Below are 23,136 nucleotides of genomic sequence, written 5' to 3' on the forward strand. Positions count from 1 at the left end.
TGGCAAGTTTGTATTTTTGTTAATCTAAAGCCAAAAAGATGACCAAATTAAGTGTTAATATCAATAAAATTGCCACGCTCCGGAATGCCCGGGGAGGGAATATTCCAAATGTGGTGCAAACAGCTCTGGATATTGAAAATTTCGGGGCGCAGGGCATAACCGTCCATCCCAGGCCTGACGAAAGACATATTCGTTACAGTGATGTGCGGGAGTTGAAACCGCTGCTGAAAACCGAATTCAATATTGAAGGAAATCCTGTGAAAAAATTCATAGATCTTGTGCTGGAAGTAAATCCTGCGCAGGTTACTTTGGTGCCGGATGCTGAAGATGCTATTACCTCAAACGCTGGGTGGGATACCCTAAAACACCGGGATTTTTTAAAAGAGGTGATTTCAGAATTTAAAAATAACCAAATTCGTACTTCGATCTTTGTGGATCCCGAAATAACACAAATTGAAGGTGCCGAAAAAACAGGAACCGATCGTATTGAATTGTATACCGAGGCCTACGCTCTGGCTTTTTCTGAAGACCATAGAGCAGGAGTAAAGCCTTATGCACAATGTGCCCGAAAAGCGCATGAACTGGGCCTGGGCGTAAATGCCGGTCATGATCTTTCCCTGGAAAACCTTAAATATTTTAAGGAAGAAGTGCCATTTCTTGATGAAGTATCTATAGGGCACGCATTAATTTCTGAAGCTTTATATTTAGGTTTGGAAACCACCGTGAAAAGGTATCTTGAACTTTTAAAATAGAAGCTTTATTATGAAATTACATTCAAATATTCTTGGAGAAGGTACGCCCTTTCTCATTCTACATGGTTTTTTAGGGATGGGAGATAACTGGAAAACCCTGGGCAGCCAGTTTGCCGAAGAGGGTTATCAGGTACATCTTATTGACCAAAGAAACCATGGGAAAAGTCCGCATAGCGACGATTTTGATTATGAAATAATGGCTAATGATATAGTAGAATACTGCGGGCAACATAATCTCTCTGATATTATTTTGTTAGGGCATTCTATGGGTGGGAAGGCCGCTATGCTCGTGGCTGCTCAAAACCCTAAGCTGGTTAAAAAGCTCATTATAGTAGATATAGCGCCAAAATATTATGCGCCCCATCACCAGCAAATTCTGGATGGGTTAACGGCTCTGGAAGAAGCCAATCTTAGTTCGCGAAAAGAAGCAGAGAATCTCCTAAAGGAATTTATCTCCAACAAAGGCATCAGGCTATTTTTGCTGAAGAATCTGGAAAGAGAGTCCCAGGATAAACTTTGCCTTAAGCTCAATCTTTCAGTCCTAAAGGCAAATATCGAGAAGGTTGGAGAAGCCTTGCCTGAAGATCAAAAATATCCCGGGGAAACTTTATTTATCAGAGGCGAGAATTCAGATTATATTACTTCTGAAGATGAAACTACCATAAAAAATCAATTCCCAGAAGCTCAAATTATAAGTATTCCTGGTGCAGGTCATTGGGTCCACGCCGAGAATAGTGAAGCTTTTTATGAAGCGGTACTGAAATTTCTTTAAATTTACCCTGAATATATTATGTATGCATAATAAATCGCTCTGATTCATTGCATACTTTCTAATTTATTATATTTTTGAAAAGACTATTTTATTAAATACCATTATTAATCCTAATTCTATTATGAAAAAACTATTATTTTTATGCCTGTTTGGTTTGGCTGCTGCCGTAACTTATGCCGGAGGTTACCGGGTGAGCCTACAGGGCCAGCGCTCTCTTGCCATGGGGCATACCGGTGTGGCGGTGGTGAACAATGCTGAACTCGCTTTCTTTAATCCCGCTGGGTTGGTGTACCTGGAAGACAAAATTAATATGGCTGTTGGTGCCAGTGCCGTATTCTCGGAGGTAGTATGGCAAAATGATCAATTTGGTGAAACTTACCGTACCGATAGCCCGGTGGGAACACCATTCTATGCTTACTTTTCTTACAGAATGAATGACTGGTTAAGTCTTGGGTTAGCCGCTTATACTCCTTACGGGAGTACCGTAGAATGGCCAACCGACTGGTCTGGATCTCATTTGGTGAATAATATCGACCTGAAAGCAATTTACATTCAAGCTCTGGCTTCAGTAAAGATCACCGATAACTTAAGTGTTGGTGGTGGCCCTATCTATGTAACCGGTGGTGTGAATTTTAATCGAAACCTGAACAGAACATTAACAGATCTTGAAGGTAACCGCTCAAACGTTACTGTAGATGCCAGCGGCGTAAGTGCTTTTGGATGGTCTGCCAGTGCCATGTACAAACCTACCGAGAGATTGACCCTTGGTCTTAATTACCGCTCAGAAATAATGATGGATGCTGAAGGCGGGGAGGCAGATTTTGAAAATATCCCGAACTCTCCTTTAACTCCATTTGAAGATACAGCCTTTGATGCTTCGCTGCCTCTTCCTGCCGAACTTTCTGTTGGGGTTTCTTACCAATTACTCGATAAATGGCTGTTGGCGGTTGATTATAATCGCACGTACTGGAGTGTTTATGAATCTTTGGACATTGATTTTGCAAATCCGAACATTCCAGATTCACAGAACGCAAGAAATTATAAAGATGTTGCCACATACCGCTTCGGAATGCAGTACCTGGCAAATGAAATGTTTACCCTTAGGGTAGGTTACTACTATGATGAGTCTCCGGTGCAATCTGGTTATTTTGCTCCTGAAACACCCAGAAACGATGCACATGGCTTCACCGGTGGTCTATCGGTGAATGTTAACGAAAAACTTTCTATAGATGCGGCTTTCCTTTATAATCGTTACAAGGAAGTTGATGAATCTTATAACTACTATAGCGAAGATGGACAAAATGTGCCTTTTGAAGGATCTTATAAGACATCAGCTTTTGTTCCTGGTCTTGGTTTAACCTATAAAATTTAATTGAAGAAAATGAAAAAATATTATAAATATATAGCCGTAGTACTAGCCGCAGGAGTTTTGTCCTGTGAGCCAGAATTGGAAACCCCTGTTGATGAAATGGGTACTTACAGCAATGGAGAAGCCGATTTTTCAAATTATGTAGCCTTAGGTAATTCACTAACTGCTGGTTATGCCGATGGCGCCTTGTACATTACAGGACAGGAAAATTCTTATCCCAATATCATGGCCCAGCAATTTGCCCTTACCCAGGAAACCAATGATTTTACCATTCCTTATACGAATGATAATACCGGCGGACTTCTATTTGGCGGAAATGTAATTGCTCAAAACCGTTACGTTTTAGCCGTAGGGGAGAATGGTGAGCCGGGACCCGCTCGCTATACCGGAAGTCAGCCTACTACTGAAGTTCTCAATACCCTGGATGGACCATTTAGCAATATGGGAGTTCCCGGTGCTAAAAGTTATCATCTGGCAGCACAAGGTTATGGTAACCCTGAAGGTGTTCCAACTGGGATGGCTAACCCTTATTTTGCGCGTTTCGCTACTTCTGCATCAACTACAGTAATTCAGGATGCGATGATGCTAAATCCCACTTTTTTCTCCCTTTGGATTGGGAATAATGATGTGCTTGGATATGCAACTTCAGGCGGAACCGGGATAGACCAGAAAAATAATACAGAACCTTCTACCTATGGTCCTAATGATATTACCGATCCTAACGTTTTTAATTTGGTTTATTCAGGTCTAGTGGAAACCTTAACCAGTACCGCTTCAGGTGGCGCATTGGTTAATATTCCAGATGTGACTTCAGTTCCATATTTTACCACGGTACCAAACAATGCTTTAGTACTGGATGGTGAAACTGCTGCAAATCTAACCGGATTTTTTCAGGCTGTTTCTCAGGTTTTTGCTGGTGGTTTAATGCAGCAAGGAGTTCCCCAGGACCAGGCAATGGCTCTTGCAGCTCAATATGCGCTAACTTTTGAGGAAGGTCCTAACCGGTTTGTGATTTCTGTTGAGCCTTCAGATATGAACCCTCTTGGATTCCGCCAAATGACTCAGGAAGAATTATTGCTTTTAACTATAGACCAGGGAGCTTTGGCTCAGGGTTATGGTTCAGTAAGGTTGACTCCTGAAGTAATGCAGGTGCTTGGAGTTCTTCAAAGTGGCGGTCAGCCAACCGAAGAGCAGGTGAATACCCTTTTTGGTGCTGTAGCCGGAATTGAAGATGCCGATGTGTTAGATGCTGAAGAAATTGAAAATATTAAGGATGCTACCGCAGCTTATAATCAGGCTATTGCCGCAATTGCAGAAGCAAACGGGCTCGCACTGCTGGATGCAAATTCGTTATTAACTGATATCGCTCAAAACGGTTATAATTTTGATGCAGGCACAGTAACTTCAACTTTCGCAACAGGTGGAGCTTTCTCTTTAGACGGGATACATTTAACTCCTCGTGGGTATGCGATCGTTGCCAATGAGCTTATCAAAGAAATAAACAAGACGTATAATTCTACTGTTCCGCAGGTTAATATTGGAAATTATCCTACGATTACCCTGAACAATGAGGTGAATTAAAAATTTCACTTTCTTCATAATTTTATTAAACGCCGGATATTCCGGCGTTTTTTGCATATTTGTATTACTAACATCATAAGTTATGTACTTCATTTTAAGAATTTTACTTACCGCGCTGGCCGTTGTGGTGCTGGCAAAATTTCTTCCAGGCGTTGCCGTGGCGGGATATGTAACCGCGATTATTGTCGCCATTGTTCTGGCTATTCTAAACCTGCTGGTGAAGCCAATTTTAGTGCTTTTTACTCTGCCGGTCACAATTCTTACTCTGGGACTTTTCCTGCTGGTTATAAACGCGATTATCATTCTTCTTGCCGATGCCTTTGTGAGCGGGTTTGAGGTGAATGGTTTTCTTATCGCCATTCTTTTTAGCCTGCTTTTATCCCTTTTTCAATCCATCTTGTTTTCCCTTCTCGGAAAAGATTAGAAGAAGGCTGAAATTCAATAAATTGAAACTTTGCGGGCTTGGGAAAAAAGTGTAATTTTGCACTCCAATTTTTATAACAAGTCAAGATGAATATTACCAGAGAGAATATTGATGAGCTTAATGCGGTAGTAAAAGTTGATATCGCAAAGGAAGATTATGCCCCAAAGGTAGAGAAGATATTAAAAGATTACCGAAAAAACGCTAATATACCCGGTTTTAGAAAAGGCCATGTGCCAATGGGAATGGTGAAAAAACAATACGGGCAGGCCGTTTTGGTAGATGAGGTCAACAAACTTCTTCAGGATGCCCTTAATAAATACCTTACTGAAGAAAAACTTGATGTTCTAGGGAATCCTATCCCGAAAGAGCAGGAAGACTTCGACTGGAATAAGGAAGAATACATCTTTGAATTTGAACTTGGTCTTGCTCCAGATTTTGAGGTGAATCTTGATCTTGAAAAACCGGTAACCAAATATAATATCGTTGCCGATGAAAAGATGGTAAACAACCAGATAGAATCCATCCAGAAGCAATACGGCAAATTGATTTCAAAAAATGAAGTTGATGATGAAGCTGATATCGTTGCCGGAACTTTCAAAAATGAAGAGGAAGGAATCGAGAAGGAATCTTCAGTAGAACTGGAAAAGATTAACGGTAAAAGAAATCTTGATAAATTTATGGGCTCTAAGGTTGGCGATACCATAAAGCTAAAAACCAAGAATCTTTTCAAGGATGATCACCAGTTAATCGATCTTCTTGGAATCGATCATGATAAAGCTCACGATCTTGATATTGAAGTTGAATTCACTGTTTCTGAAGTAAACAAAAGAGAACTGGCCGATCTTGATCAGGAACTTTTTGATAAACTTTTTGGGAAAGACCAGGTAAAATCGGTTGACGAACTAAAAGATAAGATCAAGGAAGACGCGGCCAAGCAATTTGAGCAGCAGAGCGATCAGCAATTGATGAATGATATCACCGAGACCTTGATTGAAAACACTAAATTCGAGCTTCCGAAGGAATTTCTTCAGAAATGGATTCGCACCGTTGGTGAGAAGCCACTTACAGAAGAAGAGGCCGTAGAAGAATACGAAAAGAGTGAAAAAGGCCTGCGTTACCAATTAATTGAAGGAAAGATCATCAAGGAGAAAAATCTTGAGGTTAATTTTGAAGACCTTAAAGCTTTTTCTCACGAAAAAATTAAGCAGCAAATGGCGCAATTTGGCCAGATGAACCCTTCAGAAAAAGAACTTGACGATATCGCAGCCAGAATCCTTTCAAATCAGGATGAAGTTAAGCGTTTATCGGAACAGTTGATGAATGAGAAACTTCTTGAATTTTACAAGGAGAATATGAAATTTGAAGAGAAAGAGGTTACTTATGATGAATTCGTGAAAGAGATCTATCAATAAGAAATTTCAGAATTTTATACCTATCTTTAAGGCGTTAAACCGTTTGGAATAACGCCTTTTTGGGTTTAGAAAACCCTTCTTTTTAACACGAGAAAAAAGTATTTTAATGGACTACGGAAAAGAATTTGAAAAATACGCCACCAAACATCATGGCATAAACAGTAATTATTACGGCAAGATCGTTAGCAGCATGAATCCTATGGGGATGACTCCTAATATTATCGAGGAACGCCAGATGAATGCTGTTGCTATGGACGTTTTTTCCCGCCTTATGATGGACCGCATTATATTTTTGGGAACCGGCATAAGCGACCAGGTGGCTAATATTGTACAGGCACAAATGTTGTTTTTGGAAAGTACAGATGCTTCCAAAGATATTCAGATATATATCAATTCCCCGGGTGGAAGTGTTTACGCCGGCCTTGGAATTTACGATACTATGCAATTCATAAAGCCCGATGTAGCAACAATATGCACCGGGATGGCTGCTTCTATGGGAGCGGTACTTCTATGTGCCGGAGAAAAAGGTAAACGAAGCGGCTTGCCGCATTCCAGGGTAATGATACACCAGCCGCTTGGAGGTGCCCAGGGCCAGGCAAGTGATATCGAGATTACCGCAAGGGAAATCTTAACCCTTAAAAAGGAATTATACCAGATTATTGCCAAACACTCTGGACAGACCTACGAAAAGATAGAAGAAGATAGTGATCGTGATTACTGGATGAAAGCCGAAAAAGCTTTGGAATATGGTATGATAGACGAGATACTAACGAGAGAAGGAAAATAATTTAAGCAAACATAAGTTTGCGCTAAATTAAACGAAATGGCGAAAGAAGAATTAGAATGTTCCTTTTGTGGAAGAAAAAAACCTGAAACCAATTTGCTTATCGCAGGATTGGATGCTCATATTTGCGACCGCTGTATTGAGCAGGCGCACGGGATCGTCCTGGAAGAATTAAAGCAAGGAGAAGCTCGCGAGCTTTCTTCAGATTTGATGCTAAGCAAACCAAAAAAGATTAAGGCTTTTTTAGATGAATATGTGATTGGGCAGGAGGCTACCAAGAAAGTAATGTCGGTAGCGGTTTATAACCACTACAAACGTTTGTTACAACCAAAATCTGAAGACGATGTAGAGATTCAGAAAAGTAACATTATTATGGTAGGGGAAACCGGAACCGGAAAAACCCTTATTGCGAAGACTATCGCAAAAATGCTTAATGTGCCCCTGGCCATTGTTGATGCTACGGTGCTTACCGAAGCCGGTTACGTTGGTGAAGATGTAGAGGGTATTTTAACCAGATTACTGCAGGCGGCCGATTATAATGTGGAAAAAGCACAACGTGGTATAGTGTTTATCGACGAAATAGATAAAATTGCCAGAAAAAGCGATAATCCATCAATTACCCGTGATGTCTCGGGAGAAGGAGTTCAGCAGGCGTTGCTAAAATTACTGGAAGGAACTACGGTAAATGTTCCGCCAAAAGGAGGCCGTAAGCACCCCGATCAGAAATTTGTGGAGGTTGATACCGAAAACATTCTGTTTATCGCAGGTGGAGCTTTTGATGGTATCGAGAGAAACATCAGCAAGCGTTTAAATATGCAGGCTGTTGGATTTAGCGCCTCAAAAGATGAAGATCAAATAGAGCGCACCAACTTGTTGAAATATATCATTCCGAAGGATTTAAAAGATTTCGGCCTTATTCCTGAAATTATCGGGAGGTTACCGGCCCTAACCTATATGAATCCGTTGGATAAGAAAACGCTACGATCTATTCTCACTGAGCCTAAGAATGCCATTGTTAAGCAATATCAGAAGCTCTTTGAGATGGACGATATTGAATTTGATATGACCGAAGAGGCCCTTGATTACGTCGTAGAGAAAGCCGTAGAATACAAATTGGGTGCACGTGGACTTCGTTCTCTTTGTGAGGCAATACTTACAGATGCAATGTTTGAGATGCCTGAAAGCAACCAAACAAAACTTGTTGTTGATCGGGATTATGCTGAAGATAAACTGAATAAATCTACTATTAACAAGCTTAAGGCAGTCTCTTAGCAAATTACTTACTTTAATATACCAAAAGGCCATTCGTAAAAGAATGGCCTTTTTTTATTTCATAAGGAGTTGTGAAAATCGGAAGGAGAGAAAAGAATTTTTCTATTTTTAATTATTTTTTTAGCTAACCAATCATAAACAATGGAAATTTTTCTTCAACCGGATACCTGGATTGCTTTGCTTACCCTTACTTTTATGGAAATTGTGCTGGGTATAGATAACATTATTTTTATATCTATTGTCGCGGGCAGATTGCCAAAAGATCAGCAAAAGAAAGCGAGAATTGGTGGACTTTCAATCGCCCTTATCATGCGAATTTTACTTTTGCTAAGTATCACCTGGATCATTGGGCTTACAGAACCTGTCCTGGAATACATGGAATTCGAATTGAGCTGGAAAGACATTATTCTGGTGGCCGGAGGTATATTTCTCCTGGTGAAGAGCACCCTGGAAATACATCAAAAAGTAGAAGGACACGAAGAAACTACAGAGGTGAAAAGTGTAAATTCCTTCGGTTATGCCATTTTGCAAATAGTAATGCTGGACCTTGTATTTTCTTTCGATTCTATTTTAACGGCCATTGGATTAACCGATTTGGTCCTGCTGATGATTATCGCAATAACCATCGCTATCATCGTGATGATGATTTTTGCAAAAGCGGTGAGTGATTTTGTAAATAAACATCCCACCATTCAAATTCTGGCACTTTCCTTTTTGATTCTTATCGGGGTGATGTTGCTCGTTGAAGGATTGCATTACCATGTGCCTAAAGGATATATCTATTTTTCTGTTTTCTTTTCCCTGGCTATAGAAATGCTCAATATGCGTTTCAGAAGAAAAAAGAAGGAAACCGCAGAAGCTTAATCGATAATCTCAAAATGGATCGGTTTGAAGCTGCCATTATTACTGTCTTCCGCAGAGCAGGCAGTGAGGCCAACGATAAGATCTTTTTTAGCTTCGAACAGCAAAAAATCCCCTGCTTTATTAAGCGGAGGAGCAACACTCAACTTTCCTTTGGGGTCGAATTGGACATTCATAAAGATATTGAAGGCAGTAGGGACATCATCGGGGCCGACGCCAAATTTCTCCAGGTTGCTGTAGAGGTTTTCAAAACAACTCGGGTGGTACCCTTTATGATCATACATTATCTCAAAAGTCTCCGGGCTACAGGGTGCCAGCAGGAAATCATTCCTGCCATTGGTGTCTTCCAGGATCTCCATCATTTTTTGACTGCGGTTACTCCATAAAAAGTTTCCTTGGGTAATAAGGATACTTTCCTCAAAATCAAGTGTTTTTCCAGAGGATAGCTTCTCCCGTGTATCGTGAGCATTAAACAAAACCATATCGCTAACCTGTTGCGCTTCAGGGCTAATCACTTTTAATTTCTGCCCCTTTTTTAGGGTGAAGGCGGCTCCACTTTGCTTATCTATCTTTTGTATCATTTTCAGCTCTAATATTTTTATCAAGTATCGGATCCATGGGGTTGTCCCGTTCCTTTATTTTTTTGCTAATTCGGTGGATATCTTCTGAATCATAACCCTGGTGAAGTTTGGCTATTCCTTCAACTTTAAAAGGCTCACACCAGAAACCTGTAATTTGCTGAAGATGATCTGAAATTATTTCTGAGGGAATATCCCTGTACTCCAAAGGATTCTCCTGATCTTTTTCGAATTTATGAACCAGGTTAACCAGCGATTGTTCCAGCTCTTCCTCAGATTGTATTTTAAGCCTCACATTCACGTGAACCGCCGAATAATCCCAGGTACTAATATCCTTTTCCCTGTACCAGGACGAGGAAATATACCCGTGAGCCCCCTGGAAAATCAGCAAGGCTTCTGTCCCGTCTTTGAGATATTGTAATTGTTCGTTATGCCTGGCAATATGGCCGTAGAGCCTAAAATTTTCTGCATCACCTTCTATCAAAACCGGGATATGAGTGGCAAGAAGCCGTTCTCCTTTCAAAACGAAAGTGGCGAACGGGTGTTGCCGGATAAAGCTATAAATGTAATTGGAGTCTTTTTTCTGGTATTTCCTGGGTTGGTACATTTATTTATTTTTCCCGTGAAGAAACGGACATTTCCATTCTTCTCCAACTTTTCTACCGCTATATTGCCTGGCTTCGCTGCTTTCGCCAAAATCTTCCAGCATGGGGTTTATGCTACCCTGCAAATCCTTGTCGCGATCCCGTATCTTGTCCCGAACATTTTGGTAAGCCCCCATTTCTCTAAGTTTTTCAAATTGCCAATGCAGGTTGAACGTAAGTGCAGGGTAGGGACTTTGCCTGGCTTTCCTACTACTATTAGGGTGAAGACCTACTATATAGAACGATTTTCCGGCAATACTGAAACTAAAGTCTTTGCTTTCTGGGTCTTTACTCACTTCTGGGTCCCATTTCTCCTTGTCTACCTGGTGAATCTTTTGCAGCTGTTTCCATAGTAATTCTTCAAATTTAAGTTCGGAATAATTTTTTTCTTCCGGAAAGGCAGCTATGAAAGTGTAAAAGTCGTTAGAGGAAAAGTCATAATTTTCCAGGTATTGCTTCAGGTCTTTCAATATCTTTTTTGCAGTTTCCAGGGAGCCAAAATTTTCATAGTTATGAATTTCGGCCTTGTCCATACTGAATACTGTTTGGGCCATCACACAGGGGTGATCATTTTTGATTATAAAATCTCTGAAATCTTTATATGAGGTTTTTACTGAATTATTCTTTTTTAGAGTTTTATGGCCTGCAGCATTCATCGTTTATACGTTTTTCATAAAAATAATAGTATTTGAAAATCCGCTGAAATGGTTTAAGAAGACTTTAGATTAAGATTAGTGAAGATTAACAGCTATTTATCTTTGTTAGAATTTTTGTAGCGAATCATAAGGTAAAGCATCACTCCATTTAAGCCCAGGGAAACGCCATTTGTGGCAATAATGGGTAAATCCTTCTGGGTTATGCCGTAGATAACCCATAAAAAGATGCCAATCATTAAAATGGTGAACATTCCAGGGGAAACATCTTCAACTTTTTTTGTTTTCCAGGCCTTTTTTATTTGAGGAATTACGGCTACAGTAGTACAAATACCTGCTACCAGTCCTAATACGTCTGTCCAGCTCATCGTTCTACGTCTTTTAGCAACCAGGACTCAACTTCCAGGTCTCCATCATTATGCTGTAAAACAGAGATGTCTCCGGTAGTTTCAAAAACCACTGCTTTTATATCAGAAAACTTTGTCACATTTGCCTCCCGTAGTTTAGAGCGTAAGTCTCCCTGGGTTAGACGGGCTTTTTTAAGATTTTCATTTAAAATTTCAGGTCCATCCATAAGAAGCAGGGGAGAGTTGTCAATAAGTTTTTGCAGAGAGGTGTGTCGGCGTAGTATCGCGATTAAAATTTGTAAGAAATAGACCGAAGCCAAACCGGTAATCCCCTGTGCCAAACTGATGGAAGAGTTAAGAGTGGTTCCAGCGATGATAGATCCGATAGCCACCGTCATAGCAAAATCAAAACTTGACATTTTTGAAAAACTGCGTTTACCGGCTATCCGGGTAAGAATAATAACCGCTAAATAAATACCGATAGCGGTTAGTGTGATAGCGATTAAAGATTCGGTAGAAAATTCAAACCATTTTTCCATTTTTTTAGATTTTGATTGGTTAAACCAAAGACATGCTATATGATTGATTTTAAGGAGTCGCGACAATTACCTGGGATGAACCAGTATAACTCGTTAGCTTTTGTGTACAATTTTTTAACCTCCAATTATTTCACCCCCATTCACATGAATTACCTGGCCGGTGATATAACTGCTGTCTTCACTGGCGAGGAATACATAGGCCGGAGCTACTTCGCTGGGTTGACCCGCACGTCCCATTGGTGTATCCTGGCCAAATTCAGATACTTTTTCGAAAGTTGCGGGGATTAGTGGGGTCCAGATTGGACCTGGGGCAACCCCGTTCACCCGGATCTTTTTCCCGACTAACATTTTTGAAAGGGACCTGGTAAAACTAACTATCGCTCCTTTGGTGCTTGAGTAATCAAGGAGATGCTCGCTCCCGCGATAAGCGGTAACCGATGTAGTGTTGATGATACAATCTCCTTCGGCCATATGATTCAAAGTTTCTTTGGCAATATGGAAATAAGGTAAAATATTGGTGTCAAAGGTTTCCCTGATTTGGTTAAAACTGAGGTCTTGCACATCTTCTTTTGGGAATTGTACCGCAGCATTGTTGACCAGGATATTTACTTTTCCCATTTCTGAAATGGTTTTTTGAATTGCCGTCTTACAAAATTCTTCATTTTTCAGATCTCCTTCAAGGATGAAACATGTTTGGTTTTCCTTTTCCACGAGTTTTTTGGTCTCCAGTGCATCTTCATCTTCATTGAGGTAAATAATGGCAATATCGGCACCTTCCCTGGCAAAGTGTACCGCCACACTCCGACCAATGCCACTGTCTCCACCGGTAATAAGTGCGGTTTTATCTTTTAATTTACCGCTTCCGCGGTAATTGTCCCTTATAATCTCAGGTTCAGGTTGCATTTCATACTCCTTTCCGGGTTGGGTTTGTTTCTGTTCCGGGAACTTTCCTGGTTTACTCATTTTAGATGGTTTTTTGTTGTATCCTTAAATTTAGGAAAGGCCCACATTAAAAAAATGTTAAGTTGTAATAAGCCTTTCTAAAGATTTGATCTCAGTTTAAACCATTTCAATAAAGCTTTTACCTTTGCCTAATGAAATCTATTCTGAAAATAGGGCACAGAGGTGCAAAAGGCCATTTGGCTGAAAATACCCTGGAGAGTGTCCAAAAGGCTATTGAAATAGGCGTTGATGCCATTGAAATTGATGTGCACCGGTGTAAAACGGGTGAAATTGTTGTTTTTCATGATTTCACATTAGACCGTATTACCAACGGCAGTGGTGAAATTGCTAAAAAGAGCTGGGACGAATTAAAATCCCTTAAGGTTGAAGAACTTTACCGGATTCCTCTCCTTACTGAAGTCCTGGATCTCATTAAGGGAAAATGCAGTATTAATATTGAACTGAAAGGTTTAAATACCGCTGCGGGTGCTACTGAAATAATTAAGGATTATATCGCCAAAGAAAACTGGAAATACCAGGATTTTATCGTTTCCAGTTTTCAAAAGAATGAACTTTTTCAATTAAAACAACTTGATGAGAAAATCCCCCTTGGGATTTTGAGCAAGGCCAGCGTAAGTGAAGCCATCGAACTGGGGAAATTGCTCAATGCACAGGCAATCCATCCTTCTTTAGGGATAATTACAAGAGACAGTGTTAAGAATTCACACCGGGCCGGATTTAAAGTGAATGTCTGGACGGTTAATGAGCCGGATGATATTACCAGAATGGTAGATTTTGAGGTGGATGGAATTATTTCAGATTTTCCCGATAGGTTGCATAAACTGGTCAATTAAAATAAATAAATGCACGAATACGATATTATTATAATTGGCGGTGGAGCCGCAGGATTTTTCACCGCGATAAATACTGCGGAGATGAATAGGGGGCTGAAGATTGCCATCCTGGAAAGGGGAAAAGAAGTGCTTTCCAAAGTAAGAATTTCAGGGGGAGGTCGCTGTAATGTGACCCATGCTGAATTTGGGCCGAAGGAGCTTAGTGCTAATTACCCGAGAGGGGAAAAAGAGTTGCTTGGCCCATTTCATAATTTTATGACCGGCGATACGATGGAATGGTTTGAGAAAAGGGGGATCGAGCTAAAGATCGAAGAGGATGGCCGTATCTTTCCGGTTTCAGATTCTTCAGAAAGTATCATTAATTGTTTTCTGAGTGAAGTTGAAAGATTGAAGATACAGGTGCTAAAGAATCATTCGGTTCAGGATATTAAGAAAACCGGGAAAACCTGGAGTGTTAAGACCAACAGGGGAGATTTTTCAGCAGGAAAAATTATGCTGGCTTCGGGGAGTAATCCTAAAATGTGGAACCTGCTGGCTAAGTTAGGACATACCATAGTTCCTGCGGTGCCCTCACTATTTACCTTCAATATAAAAGATAGACGAATAAAAAATTTGGCGGGAATCGCCACAGAAGCTTCTGTTCAATTAAAACTTGCTTCTAAAGAAAAAAAATTAGAAAGCAGTGGTCCTTTGCTTATCACGCACTGGGGAATGAGCGGGCCGGCTATTCTAAAATTATCGGCCTGGGGGACAAGGGAGCTTTATGCTGAAAATTATAAGTTTCAGGTAAAAGTGAATTGGTTGCCGGGGATGACTTCCGAAGAAATGAAAGAGGAATTAAGAGACCTCAAATTTAAGGAGGCTAAAAAACAGGTGGCAAAATACTCAAGGTTTGACCTTCCAAAACGCTTATGGCAGAGCCTTGTAGGTGCAGCGGGAATTAATTCAGAGAAGACCTGGGCCGAAATGAATCGAAGTCAGCTGGAAGCTTTGAGCCATCAGCTTTGTGAAGCAGAATTCGAGGTGAATGGGAAAAGCACCTTTAAGGAGGAATTCGTAACCGCTGGCGGAGTAGATCTCAAAGAGGTAAATTTTAAAACCTTTGAAAGCAAGCTGCATAAAAACCTTTATCTGGCCGGGGAAGTCTTAAATATAGATGCCATCACCGGCGGGTTTAACTTTCAAAATGCATGGACGGGAGGATTTATTGCAGCTAAAGCGATGAGTGCTAATTAAAATACCAAACCTCCAGGTTTAGAGCAAGAGCCATAAGTACCCATATAGCATAGGGAATCAGAAGGTATGCCGCGATATCATTTACAATCTTAAACCATCTTATGGTAAGTATCACCAAAATAAATAGGGTAATGGCGGTGAGCAATGACCAAAAAGGTTTATTTAGTCCGAAAAACAAAAGGGACCAGAAACCGTTGAATAAGAGTTGAAACCCAAAATGATAAAGAGCTGTTTTCACCCATTTGTGGTAAAAACCTCTGGTCCAAACGATCCCGGCGGCAACGCCCATTAAAACGTATAAGAACATCCAGACCGGGCCAAAAATCCACTCTGGCGGGTCAAACCAGGGCTTATCCAGGGCTGTATACCAGCCATTCATAGCGGTTTGAGTTGCAACAGCCCCAACAAAACCGAAGAGCAAACAAATGCCAATTGCAATAGCACTGCGTATGAGAAGTTTCCTTGTCATCTTCGAGTTGGTTAGATACCACTAAAATAGGAATTAAATTGAATTATGAAACTTTCAAGGACAGAAGTTATGGATATGGGCAATTTCAGGTTAAAAACTATCTTTGCTAAAATTTTTTACGATGCGTGAACAGGATTTTATTCCGGGAGAATATCAAAAGCCCGTGCAATCGGGTAAAGTAACCTGGCAGTCTCCAAGCAACATTGCCCTGGTGAAGTACTGGGGAAAGAAAGAAAACCAGATCCCGGCCAATCCTTCGGTGAGTTTTACCTTGGAGAAGTGCAGAACTATTACCACTCTCGAATTTCAAAAAAAAGAAACCCGTGGTGAAGCTTTTGATTTTGAATTGTTTTTTGAAGGAAAAAAGAAAGACGACTTTAAACCAAAAGTCGAGAAGTTTTTTGAGCGAATCGAAAAATATTCTCCGTTTTTAAAGGATTATAAACTGATAATTCAAACTGAAAACACTTTTCCTCATAGCAGCGGGATCGCCTCTTCCGCCAGCGGAATGAGTGCCCTGGCCCTTTGTGTGATGAGTCTTCAAAAGGAGTTATATCCGGACTTAACAGAAGATTTTTTCCTGAAAAAAGCCTCTTTTCTTGCCAGATTAGGGTCTGGAAGCGCTTGCAGGAGTATTGAAGGAGAACTTATAGAATGGGGAAAGCACGCTAGCCTGGCCGGTAGCAGTGACCTCTTCGGAATTAAATATCCATATAAAGTTCATGAGATTTTTAAAACCTATCAGGACTCTATTTTGCTGGTAGATAAAGGACAAAAACAGGTGAGTAGTTCGTTAGGGCATAATTTAATGCACGGGCATCCTTTTGCTGGCGCACGGTTTGAACAGGCGCATGCCAACCTTGAAAAGTTACAGGCGGTTTTTGAAACGGGAAATCTGGGAGAATTTATCAAAATAGTGGAAAGTGAGGCCCTTAGTTTGCACGCTATGATGATGAGTAGTGAACCTTATTTTATTTTAATGAAACCCAATACCCTGAAAATTATCAATAAGATTTGGGAGTACAGGGAAGCAACAGGTGTACCTGTTTGCTTTACTTTAGACGCCGGGGCGAATGTTCACGTGCTTTATCCTGAAAAAAATAAAGTAGAAGTTTTGGAATTCATTAAGAATGAGTTGGTTGCCTATTGTGAAAAAGGGCAGTATATTTGCGACAATATTGGAAAAGGTGCGGAAAAATTGTAGATTTACTTAAATTCCTCTGCCTTAAATCGGTACAGTTTATACCAGAGCTTATGAAAGGACCTTTATTTTATTCAAAAATCCTTCTCTTTGGAGAATATGGAATCATCAAAGACTCCAAAGGTTTATCAATTCCTTACAATTTTTACAATGGGGCCCTGAAGGTGGACCAGGATCCATCGGAGGCTGCTATAAAATCCAACAAAAGTCTGGGTAGATTTGCCGATTACCTTAGGGACCTTTCCCAAAATAATCCTGATCTGGTTAAATTCGACCTGGATTCTTTAAAGGCCGATATCGCTAAAGGCATGTATTTTGATTCTACCATTCCCCAGGGATATGGAGTAGGCAGTAGTGGTGCTTTGGTAGCTGCGATTTACGATAAGTATGCTACCGATAAGATCACCGTGCTTGAAAACCTTACCAGAGATAAACTTTTAAAATTGAAGAAAATCTTTGGCGAAATGGAATCTTTCTTCCACGGGAAATCTTCCGGACTGGATCCGCTTAATAGTTATTTAAGTATTCCTATTCTTATAAATTCAAAAGACAATATTGAGCCTGCAGGGATACCTTCCCAAACCGAAAATGGACAGGGAGCAGTATTCTTACTTGACAGTGGAAGCACCGGCGAAACCGGGCCCATGGTAGGGATTTTTATGGAAAACATGAAGCAGGAAGGCTTTAGGAAAATGCTTAAAGATCAATTTGTAAAACATACCGATGCCTGTGTAGATGACTTTTTAAAAGGTGATGTGAACTCACTTTTTAAAAATGTAAAAAGCCTTTCTCACGTAGTGCTTGATAATTTTAAACCTATGATTCCCGCACAGTTTCATAAACTTTGGCAAAAGGGAATTGATACCAACGATTACTATTTGAAGCTTTGTGGTTCAGGAGGTGGCGGATACATCCTTGGGTTTACCGAAGATATTGAAAAGGCAAGAAAAGCCTTAAAAGATTATAAATTAGAAGTGGTCTACAACTTCTAAACAAGCCCTTTAATGGTTTCCATTTCTAACAAACGTTTGTTGCTGAAAATGCTCAGTTTGTTTTCGGTGGTTCGTGGTTATAATATACTGGTGCTAATCCTTGCACAGTACCTTACATCAGCCTTTATCCTTGCTCCGGGTTTACCCTTGCGCGAGGTGTTTTTTGATGATAACTTATTTTTTATCATCCTTTCTTCCGCAACTATTATCGCCTCGGGATATATTATCAACAATTTTTATGATAGTGAAAAAGACCTGATCAACCGGCCTAAGAAAACAATGTTGGATCGAATTGTGAGCCAACGTACCAAGCTCTCGGTGTATTTTATTCTGAATTTACTTGCGATATTTTTTGCCAGTTACGTCTCTTTTAAGATGGTGGTTTTCTTTTCAATTTACATTTTTGCTATTTGGCTTTATTCCCATCGCTTGAAAAAAATTCTGTTCCTGGGGAACCTGGTAGCCTCGATTCTTACCATAACTCCTTTTTTTGTGATCTTTGTGTATTACAGAAATTTTGAAACCGTCATCTTTATTCACGCCACCTTTCTTTATCTTATGATCGTTATGCGGGAACTGGTGAAAGATCTTGAAAATATGCAGGGCGACCTGGCACAGAATTATCAAACTATACCGGTAGTTTATGGGGAAAAATGGAGTAAATTCTTCCTTTCCTTGCTAAGCATCCTTGCTGTAGTTCCTACCTTACTTCTCATCACCAGGTTTGATACAGGTTATATGAATTATTATTTCTATTCTTCCCTTGTTTTATTGGTGTTCTTTGTGTTATTTCTATATTTCAGTAAGGCTAAATGGCAATACCTTTTATTGCATAATATTCTTAAGTTGATAATTGTAGCCGGAGTTTTTAGTATTCTGCTTATCGACCTTCGCGAGGTACTTAGCCGGGTGTTTTAAGCTTCCTTCCTTTCATTAATATTATTCTTTTTATAATTTAGTTAATCTGTACTTATACAGTACCTTTGCAAAAAATAAGCGATATGAGCAGAAATGATAAATCTTCAGGTGGAAAATTCAGCGGAAGACAAGGTGGAGGGCAACGAAAGAAATCTTATACCCGGGGGAATGCCCCTATAAAAAAGGGGGGAGACAAATCTTCAGCAAAACCCACTTCAGCTAAATCTACCGGAAAGACTGAGGGAATCAGGCTCAATAAGTACATTGCGAATTCGGGGATCTGTTCCCGTCGTGATGCCGATATCTATATTTCTTCCGGAAATGTTACGGTTAACGGGAAAGTTATTACCGAGATGGGTTACAAAGTAAAACTAACCGATGAGGTAAAGTTTGACGGTAGGACCCTTAATCCTGAAAAACCCGAATATTTCTTGCTGAATAAGCCGAAAGGAGTTTACGTGACCGGAAGCCTAGAAAAAGGTGGGAAAACCGTAATGGAGCTTATGGCTAAGGCTACCAAAGCAAAACTTGATCCTGTAGGGAAACTTGATACCCAGGCAATGGGATTGTTGCTCTTTACCAACGATGGTACTCTTGCTAAGAAACTTGGGAAACCCAAAAACGGAATAAGGCAGATCTATCATATAAGTCTTACCAAACCCCTCTCCCCAGAGCATCTCGAAAAAATTAAAACGGGGGTGACTCTTGAAGATGGCAAAGTTAAGGTGCAGGATGTTAGTTATATTGCCGACAGGCCCAGAAATGAAGTAGGTCTTGAAACCAACTCCACCAAAAATCACGTAATCCAGAGATTATTTAAAAGTATGGGTTATGAAGTGGAGAAATTAGATCGCGTTGTCTTTGGCGGGCTAACCAAAAAAGACCTGCCCAGAGGACGTTTTAGAAGGCTTACAGACCAGGAAGTTATTAATTTGGGGATGCTTTAAAAAAAGTAATTCCGTATTAAGTTTTTTAATATTTTTGACCCGGATTTTCAATAGAGAATCCGGGTTTTTAATTTTTTAAACCTTCTAATGTACAAGCATAATTGACAAACAATTTTCGTCATTACTTCGGAAGCCTTCCGGCTTTTCAGGGCTATTCTAAATTGGGCCGAATTTCAGGCTTAAAAATATTATCTGGAAAATTCATCTTAACAAACTTTTACCAATCAAATCTTTTGATGTGCTAATATTATCCCTAATTTTTACCTTTAAAACTCTTAAACTACTCCATTGAATACTAAATACAGCGATCTAATAGACCAAACCTACTACTTTCCCCAGGAAGAATTTACTCTGGACGATAACGAGCTAAAGTTTCACGGAATTGACCTTATGGAACTTGTGCAAAAATACGGGGCTCCTCTTAAATTTAATTACCTGCCAAAAATTTCAGATAATATCCAAAGAGCTAAAAAATGGTTTGCCGGTGCTATTGAGAAACATAATTACAAGGGCTCCTATAATTATTGTTACTGCACCAAAAGTTCCCATTTTGAGCACGTGTTGAACGAAGCTTTGAAAAATGATATTCATATCGAGACTTCCTCAGCCTTTGATATCAATATCGTTGAGAATTTAAAGGCTAAAGGGAAGATCACTAACGATACTTACGTGCTTTGCAACGGTTTTAAACGCGATCAATATATTGAGAATATCGCCCGTTTACTTAATAACGGACACAAAAACTGCATCCCTATTATTGATAACTACGAGGAAATCGATCTCTTATCTCAAAGCATAGAAGGGAAATATCCAATAGGAATTAGAATAGCCTCGGAAGAGGAACCAAAATTCGAATTCTATACCTCCAGGTTGGGGATAGGTTACAAAAATATCGTACCATTTTACAACCGAAAAATAAAGGAAAACAAGCAAGTGGAACTTAAGATGTTGCACTTCTTTATAAATACCGGAATACGCGATACCGCTTATTACTGGAACGAATTGATTAAGTGTTTAAAAGTTTATGTTGCCCTAAAAAGGGTCTGTCCAACTTTGGATAGTTTAAATATTGGGGGAGGATTTCCTGTAAAGAATTCCCTGCATTTTGAATATGATTATGAGTATATGGTAGATGAGATCATCAACCAGATAAAACTTGTTTGTGAAGATGCAGAGGTGGATGTGCCAAATATTTTCACCGAATTTGGAAGCTTTACCGTTGGGGAAAGCGGTGGCGCGATCTACGAGATTCTTTACCAAAAACAACAAAACGACCGGGAAAAGTGGAATATGATTAATTCATCATTTATAACCACCCTGCCTGATACCTGGGCGATAAGTAAGAAGTTCGTGATGCTGGCGATAAATCGCTGGAATGAGGAGTATGAAAGGGTTTTACTGGGCGGATTAACCTGCGATAGTGATGATTATTACAATTCAGAACAGAACGTAAACGCGATCTATCTTCCGAAGTATAAAAAAGAAAAACCGCTTTATATCGGGTTCTTTAATACCGGGGCCTACCAGGAAACTATTGGTGGATACGGGGGTTTGCATCACTGCCTGATCCCACAACCTAAACATATCCTCATTGATAAAGATGAAAACGGGAATATCACGACCGAGTTGTTCAGCGAACAGCAGAATGCAGAAGATATGCTGAAAATTCTTGGTTATAAGAATGGCAATTAAAATTTTTATAACTTTATACAACTAACTCTTATTCAATTAACTTTTAAAATGAACAAAAAGAATTACGCCGGAATACCAGATAAGTACTCCCGTATAGACGATGCTAAAGTGGTACTAATTCCTGTTCCTTACGATGGAACAAGTTCCTGGCAAAAAGGGGCCGATAAAGGTCCGGAAGCTTTTTTGGAAGCCTCAGAAAATATGGAACTTTATGACATTGAAACTAGAAGTGAGGTTTACAAAAAAGGGGTTTATTTAGCTCCACCTGTTACCGAAAACTCTTCTCCTGAAAAAATGGTGGAAGCAGTGCACAAAACTGTGAAGAACTATATTAAACAGGAAAAATTCGTAACTATTTTTGGGGGAGAGCATTCTGTTTCCATAGGTACCATTCGTGCTTTTAATGAAAGCTTTGAAGATCTTACCGTAGTGCAACTCGATGCTCATGCCGATCTTCGACCGGAATACGAGGGTTCATCCTGTAATCATGCCTGTGCTGTACATGAGGCCAGTAAAAAGACAAACCTGGTACAGGTAGGAATTAGGTCTATGGATGGTTCAGAAGTAGAGCATATGGATGAGAACCAGGTGTATTTTGCCCATGATCTTTACGAAGATTGGATGGAAGACGCTATTGGGCAGATGACCCCCAATGTTTTTATCACCATAGATCTGGATGCGTTCGATCCCTCTATCCTGCCTTCTACAGGAACACCGGAACCCGGTGGACTTTTCTGGTATGAAACCCTGGAATTTCTTAAGTTGATGTTCAAAAAGAAAAATGTAGTAGGTTTTGATATCGTGGAACTTTGTCCAAATGAAAATGAGAAATCATCTGATTTTCTTGCGGCTAAACTTTACTACAAAATGTTAAGCTACAAATTCAAATATTTAAATCATAACGACGAAGACGAAGATGAATAAAGGAGCGATTTCGCAATTCATAGAAAAATATTATTTACACTTTAACTCTGCCGCTTTGGTAGATGCTGCCAAAGATTACGAAAAGCAGCTGCAGGGCGGTTCAAAAATGTTGGTTTCGCTGGCCGGAGCAATGAGCACCGCCGAGATTGGTAAAATTTTCGCCGAGATGATTCGCCGGGATAAAGTGCATATTGTTTCCTGTACCGGGGCCAACCTGGAAGAAGATGTGATGAACCTCGTGGCGCATTCGCATTACAAACGTGTCCCTAATTACCGTGATCTTACTCCGCAAGAAGAGTGGGATTTACTGGAAAAAGGCCTTAACCGGGTAACCGATACCTGTATTCCCGAAGAAGAAGCCTTCAGAAGAATTCAGCATAAAATAGTTGAGATCTGGAAAGAGGCTGAGGCTAAAGGAGAACGTTATTTTCCACACGAGTTCCTTTACAAATTATTGCTTTCGGGAGCTTTAGAAGAACATTACGAGATTGATATCAAGGATTCCTGGATGTATGCCGCGGCAGAGAAGAATTTGCCGATGGTAGTTCCCGGTTGGGAAGACAGTACCCTGGGGAATATTTTTGCTTCCTATGTGTTAAAAGGAGAACTTAAAGCAAGTACCATGAAGTCTGGAATTGAATATATGACCTTCCTTGCCGATTGGTATACCGATAATTCTAAAGATGGAATTGGTTTCTTCCAGATAGGAGGAGGAATAGCCGGAGATTTCCCTATTTGCGTGGTACCTATGTTATACCAGGACATGGAACGAACCGATACGCCTTTCTGGAGTTATTTCTGCCAGATATCTGATTCAACCACCAGCTACGGTTCTTATTCGGGAGCTGTACCTAATGAAAAGATCACCTGGGGAAAACTCGATATTAACACCCCTAAGCATATTATAGAAAGTGACGCCACAATTGTAGCCCCTTTGATATTTGCTTACTTACTGGATATGTAAAAACGAATT

General features: G+C 40.1%; 25 protein-coding genes. 18 read left to right on the forward strand and 7 right to left on the reverse strand.

From position 1 onward, the window contains the following. Positions 1-38 precede the first annotated feature (38 nt). From BUW93_RS02130 to BUW93_RS02170, 9 genes are all read left to right on the forward strand, one after another. Complete coding sequence (locus BUW93_RS02130; protein WP_081208733.1) at positions 39-752, forward strand: pyridoxine 5'-phosphate synthase; 714 nt, start codon at positions 39-41, stop codon at positions 750-752. A 10-nt stretch (positions 753-762) separates the two neighbouring features. Then, entirely contained in the window at positions 763-1,524 is a 762-nt protein-coding gene (locus tag BUW93_RS02135; protein WP_081208735.1) for an alpha/beta fold hydrolase, read from the forward strand. A 121-nt stretch (positions 1,525-1,645) separates the two neighbouring features. Then, entirely contained in the window at positions 1,646-2,896 is a 1,251-nt protein-coding gene (locus tag BUW93_RS02140) for an OmpP1/FadL family transporter (protein ID WP_081208737.1), read from the forward strand. A 9-nt stretch (positions 2,897-2,905) separates the two neighbouring features. Further along, positions 2,906-4,474, forward strand: a complete 1,569-nt coding sequence (locus BUW93_RS02145; protein WP_081208739.1) for an SGNH/GDSL hydrolase family protein — start codon at positions 2,906-2,908, stop codon at positions 4,472-4,474. Between the two features lie 82 nt (positions 4,475-4,556). Next, a complete protein-coding gene (locus BUW93_RS02150) occupies positions 4,557-4,898 on the forward strand; it encodes a phage holin family protein (RefSeq protein WP_081208741.1) in 342 nt (113 codons plus the stop codon). 86 nt (positions 4,899-4,984) lie between these two features. Beyond that, a complete protein-coding gene (gene tig / locus BUW93_RS02155) occupies positions 4,985-6,310 on the forward strand; it encodes a trigger factor (protein WP_081208743.1) in 1,326 nt (441 codons plus the stop codon). 106 nt (positions 6,311-6,416) lie between these two features. Further along, positions 6,417-7,097 carry an ATP-dependent Clp endopeptidase proteolytic subunit ClpP gene (gene clpP / locus BUW93_RS02160; RefSeq protein ID WP_081208745.1) on the forward strand — a complete coding sequence of 227 codons (681 nt, stop codon included), beginning with the start codon at positions 6,417-6,419 and terminating at the stop codon, positions 7,095-7,097. A 36-nt stretch (positions 7,098-7,133) separates the two neighbouring features. Continuing rightward, positions 7,134-8,366 carry an ATP-dependent Clp protease ATP-binding subunit ClpX gene (gene clpX / locus BUW93_RS02165; protein WP_081208747.1) on the forward strand — a complete coding sequence of 411 codons (1,233 nt, stop codon included), beginning with the start codon at positions 7,134-7,136 and terminating at the stop codon, positions 8,364-8,366. Positions 8,367-8,507: 141 nt separating this feature from the next. Continuing rightward, the gene (locus BUW93_RS02170) at positions 8,508-9,230 is read left to right on the forward strand and encodes a TerC family protein (protein ID WP_081208749.1); all 723 of its coding nucleotides are present in this window, start codon (positions 8,508-8,510) and stop codon (positions 9,228-9,230) included. Here BUW93_RS02170 and BUW93_RS02175 read toward each other — a convergent pair. The 6 genes from BUW93_RS02175 to BUW93_RS02200 all read right to left on the reverse strand — a co-directional run bounded on the left by BUW93_RS02175 (position 9,227) and on the right by BUW93_RS02200 (position 12,951). Next, a complete protein-coding gene (locus tag BUW93_RS02175) occupies positions 9,227-9,808 on the reverse strand; it encodes a DUF1989 domain-containing protein (protein ID WP_081208751.1) in 582 nt (193 codons plus the stop codon). The two genes, BUW93_RS02170 and BUW93_RS02175, sit on opposite strands and share 4 nt — an antisense overlap. After that, on the reverse strand, positions 9,789-10,412 hold the full coding sequence (locus tag BUW93_RS02180) for an FMN-binding negative transcriptional regulator (protein WP_081208753.1): 624 nt from the start codon (positions 10,410-10,412) through the stop codon (positions 9,789-9,791). Before BUW93_RS02180 ends, BUW93_RS02175 begins: the two co-directional genes overlap by 20 nt. Continuing rightward, positions 10,413-11,105, reverse strand: a complete 693-nt coding sequence (gene gntA / locus BUW93_RS02185; RefSeq protein ID WP_081208755.1) for a guanitoxin biosynthesis heme-dependent pre-guanitoxin N-hydroxylase GntA — start codon at positions 11,103-11,105, stop codon at positions 10,413-10,415. Between the two features lie 92 nt (positions 11,106-11,197). After that, a complete protein-coding gene (locus BUW93_RS02190; protein WP_081208757.1) occupies positions 11,198-11,470 on the reverse strand; it encodes a SemiSWEET family sugar transporter in 273 nt (90 codons plus the stop codon). Further along, positions 11,467-11,988: a DUF421 domain-containing protein gene (locus BUW93_RS02195; protein ID WP_081208759.1), complete on the reverse strand. Its 522-nt coding sequence runs from the start codon at positions 11,986-11,988 to the stop codon at positions 11,467-11,469. Before BUW93_RS02195 ends, BUW93_RS02190 begins: the two co-directional genes overlap by 4 nt. A 114-nt stretch (positions 11,989-12,102) precedes the next feature. Then, positions 12,103-12,951, reverse strand: a complete 849-nt coding sequence (locus BUW93_RS02200) for an SDR family oxidoreductase (protein ID WP_081208761.1) — start codon at positions 12,949-12,951, stop codon at positions 12,103-12,105. A 131-nt stretch (positions 12,952-13,082) separates the two neighbouring features. Between BUW93_RS02200 and BUW93_RS02205 the strand changes: the two genes are divergently transcribed. Continuing rightward, positions 13,083-13,784 carry a glycerophosphodiester phosphodiesterase gene (locus tag BUW93_RS02205; protein WP_081208763.1) on the forward strand — a complete coding sequence of 234 codons (702 nt, stop codon included), beginning with the start codon at positions 13,083-13,085 and terminating at the stop codon, positions 13,782-13,784. A 9-nt stretch (positions 13,785-13,793) separates the two neighbouring features. Then, the gene (locus BUW93_RS02210; protein WP_081208765.1) at positions 13,794-15,020 is read left to right on the forward strand and encodes a BaiN/RdsA family NAD(P)/FAD-dependent oxidoreductase; all 1,227 of its coding nucleotides are present in this window, start codon (positions 13,794-13,796) and stop codon (positions 15,018-15,020) included. Here BUW93_RS02210 and BUW93_RS02215 read toward each other — a convergent pair. Continuing rightward, positions 15,013-15,489, reverse strand: a complete 477-nt coding sequence (locus BUW93_RS02215; protein ID WP_081208767.1) for a TspO/MBR family protein — start codon at positions 15,487-15,489, stop codon at positions 15,013-15,015. The two genes, BUW93_RS02210 and BUW93_RS02215, sit on opposite strands and share 8 nt — an antisense overlap. A gap of 121 nt (positions 15,490-15,610) precedes the next feature. On the opposite strand from BUW93_RS02215, the gene BUW93_RS02220 reads away from it, so the two are divergent. The 7 genes from BUW93_RS02220 (at position 15,611) to BUW93_RS02250 (ending at position 23,127) form a co-directional block, all read left to right on the forward strand. Then, on the forward strand, positions 15,611-16,693 hold the full coding sequence (locus tag BUW93_RS02220) for a diphosphomevalonate/mevalonate 3,5-bisphosphate decarboxylase family protein (RefSeq protein WP_081208769.1): 1,083 nt from the start codon (positions 15,611-15,613) through the stop codon (positions 16,691-16,693). 50 nt (positions 16,694-16,743) lie between these two features. Continuing rightward, positions 16,744-17,682: a mevalonate kinase family protein gene (locus tag BUW93_RS02225; RefSeq protein WP_081208771.1), complete on the forward strand. Its 939-nt coding sequence runs from the start codon at positions 16,744-16,746 to the stop codon at positions 17,680-17,682. Between the two features lie 12 nt (positions 17,683-17,694). Next, the gene (locus BUW93_RS02230) at positions 17,695-18,600 is read left to right on the forward strand and encodes a geranylgeranylglycerol-phosphate geranylgeranyltransferase (protein ID WP_081208773.1); all 906 of its coding nucleotides are present in this window, start codon (positions 17,695-17,697) and stop codon (positions 18,598-18,600) included. An 83-nt stretch (positions 18,601-18,683) separates the two neighbouring features. Next, on the forward strand, positions 18,684-19,547 hold the full coding sequence (locus BUW93_RS02235; protein WP_081208775.1) for a pseudouridine synthase: 864 nt from the start codon (positions 18,684-18,686) through the stop codon (positions 19,545-19,547). 288 nt (positions 19,548-19,835) lie between these two features. Next, the gene (locus tag BUW93_RS02240) at positions 19,836-21,239 is read left to right on the forward strand and encodes an arginine decarboxylase (protein WP_081208777.1); all 1,404 of its coding nucleotides are present in this window, start codon (positions 19,836-19,838) and stop codon (positions 21,237-21,239) included. Positions 21,240-21,287: 48 nt separating this feature from the next. Beyond that, a complete protein-coding gene (gene speB, locus BUW93_RS02245; protein WP_081208779.1) occupies positions 21,288-22,163 on the forward strand; it encodes an agmatinase in 876 nt (291 codons plus the stop codon). Beyond that, a complete protein-coding gene (locus tag BUW93_RS02250; protein ID WP_081208781.1) occupies positions 22,156-23,127 on the forward strand; it encodes a deoxyhypusine synthase family protein in 972 nt (323 codons plus the stop codon). The genes speB and BUW93_RS02250 overlap by 8 nt, the downstream gene beginning before the upstream one ends. Positions 23,128-23,136 lie beyond the last annotated feature (9 nt).

Origin of the sequence: Salegentibacter sediminis (assembly GCF_002078605.1) — a bacterium.
In the GTDB taxonomy this organism is placed as follows: Bacteria; Bacteroidota; Bacteroidia; order Flavobacteriales; family Flavobacteriaceae; genus Salegentibacter; species Salegentibacter sediminis.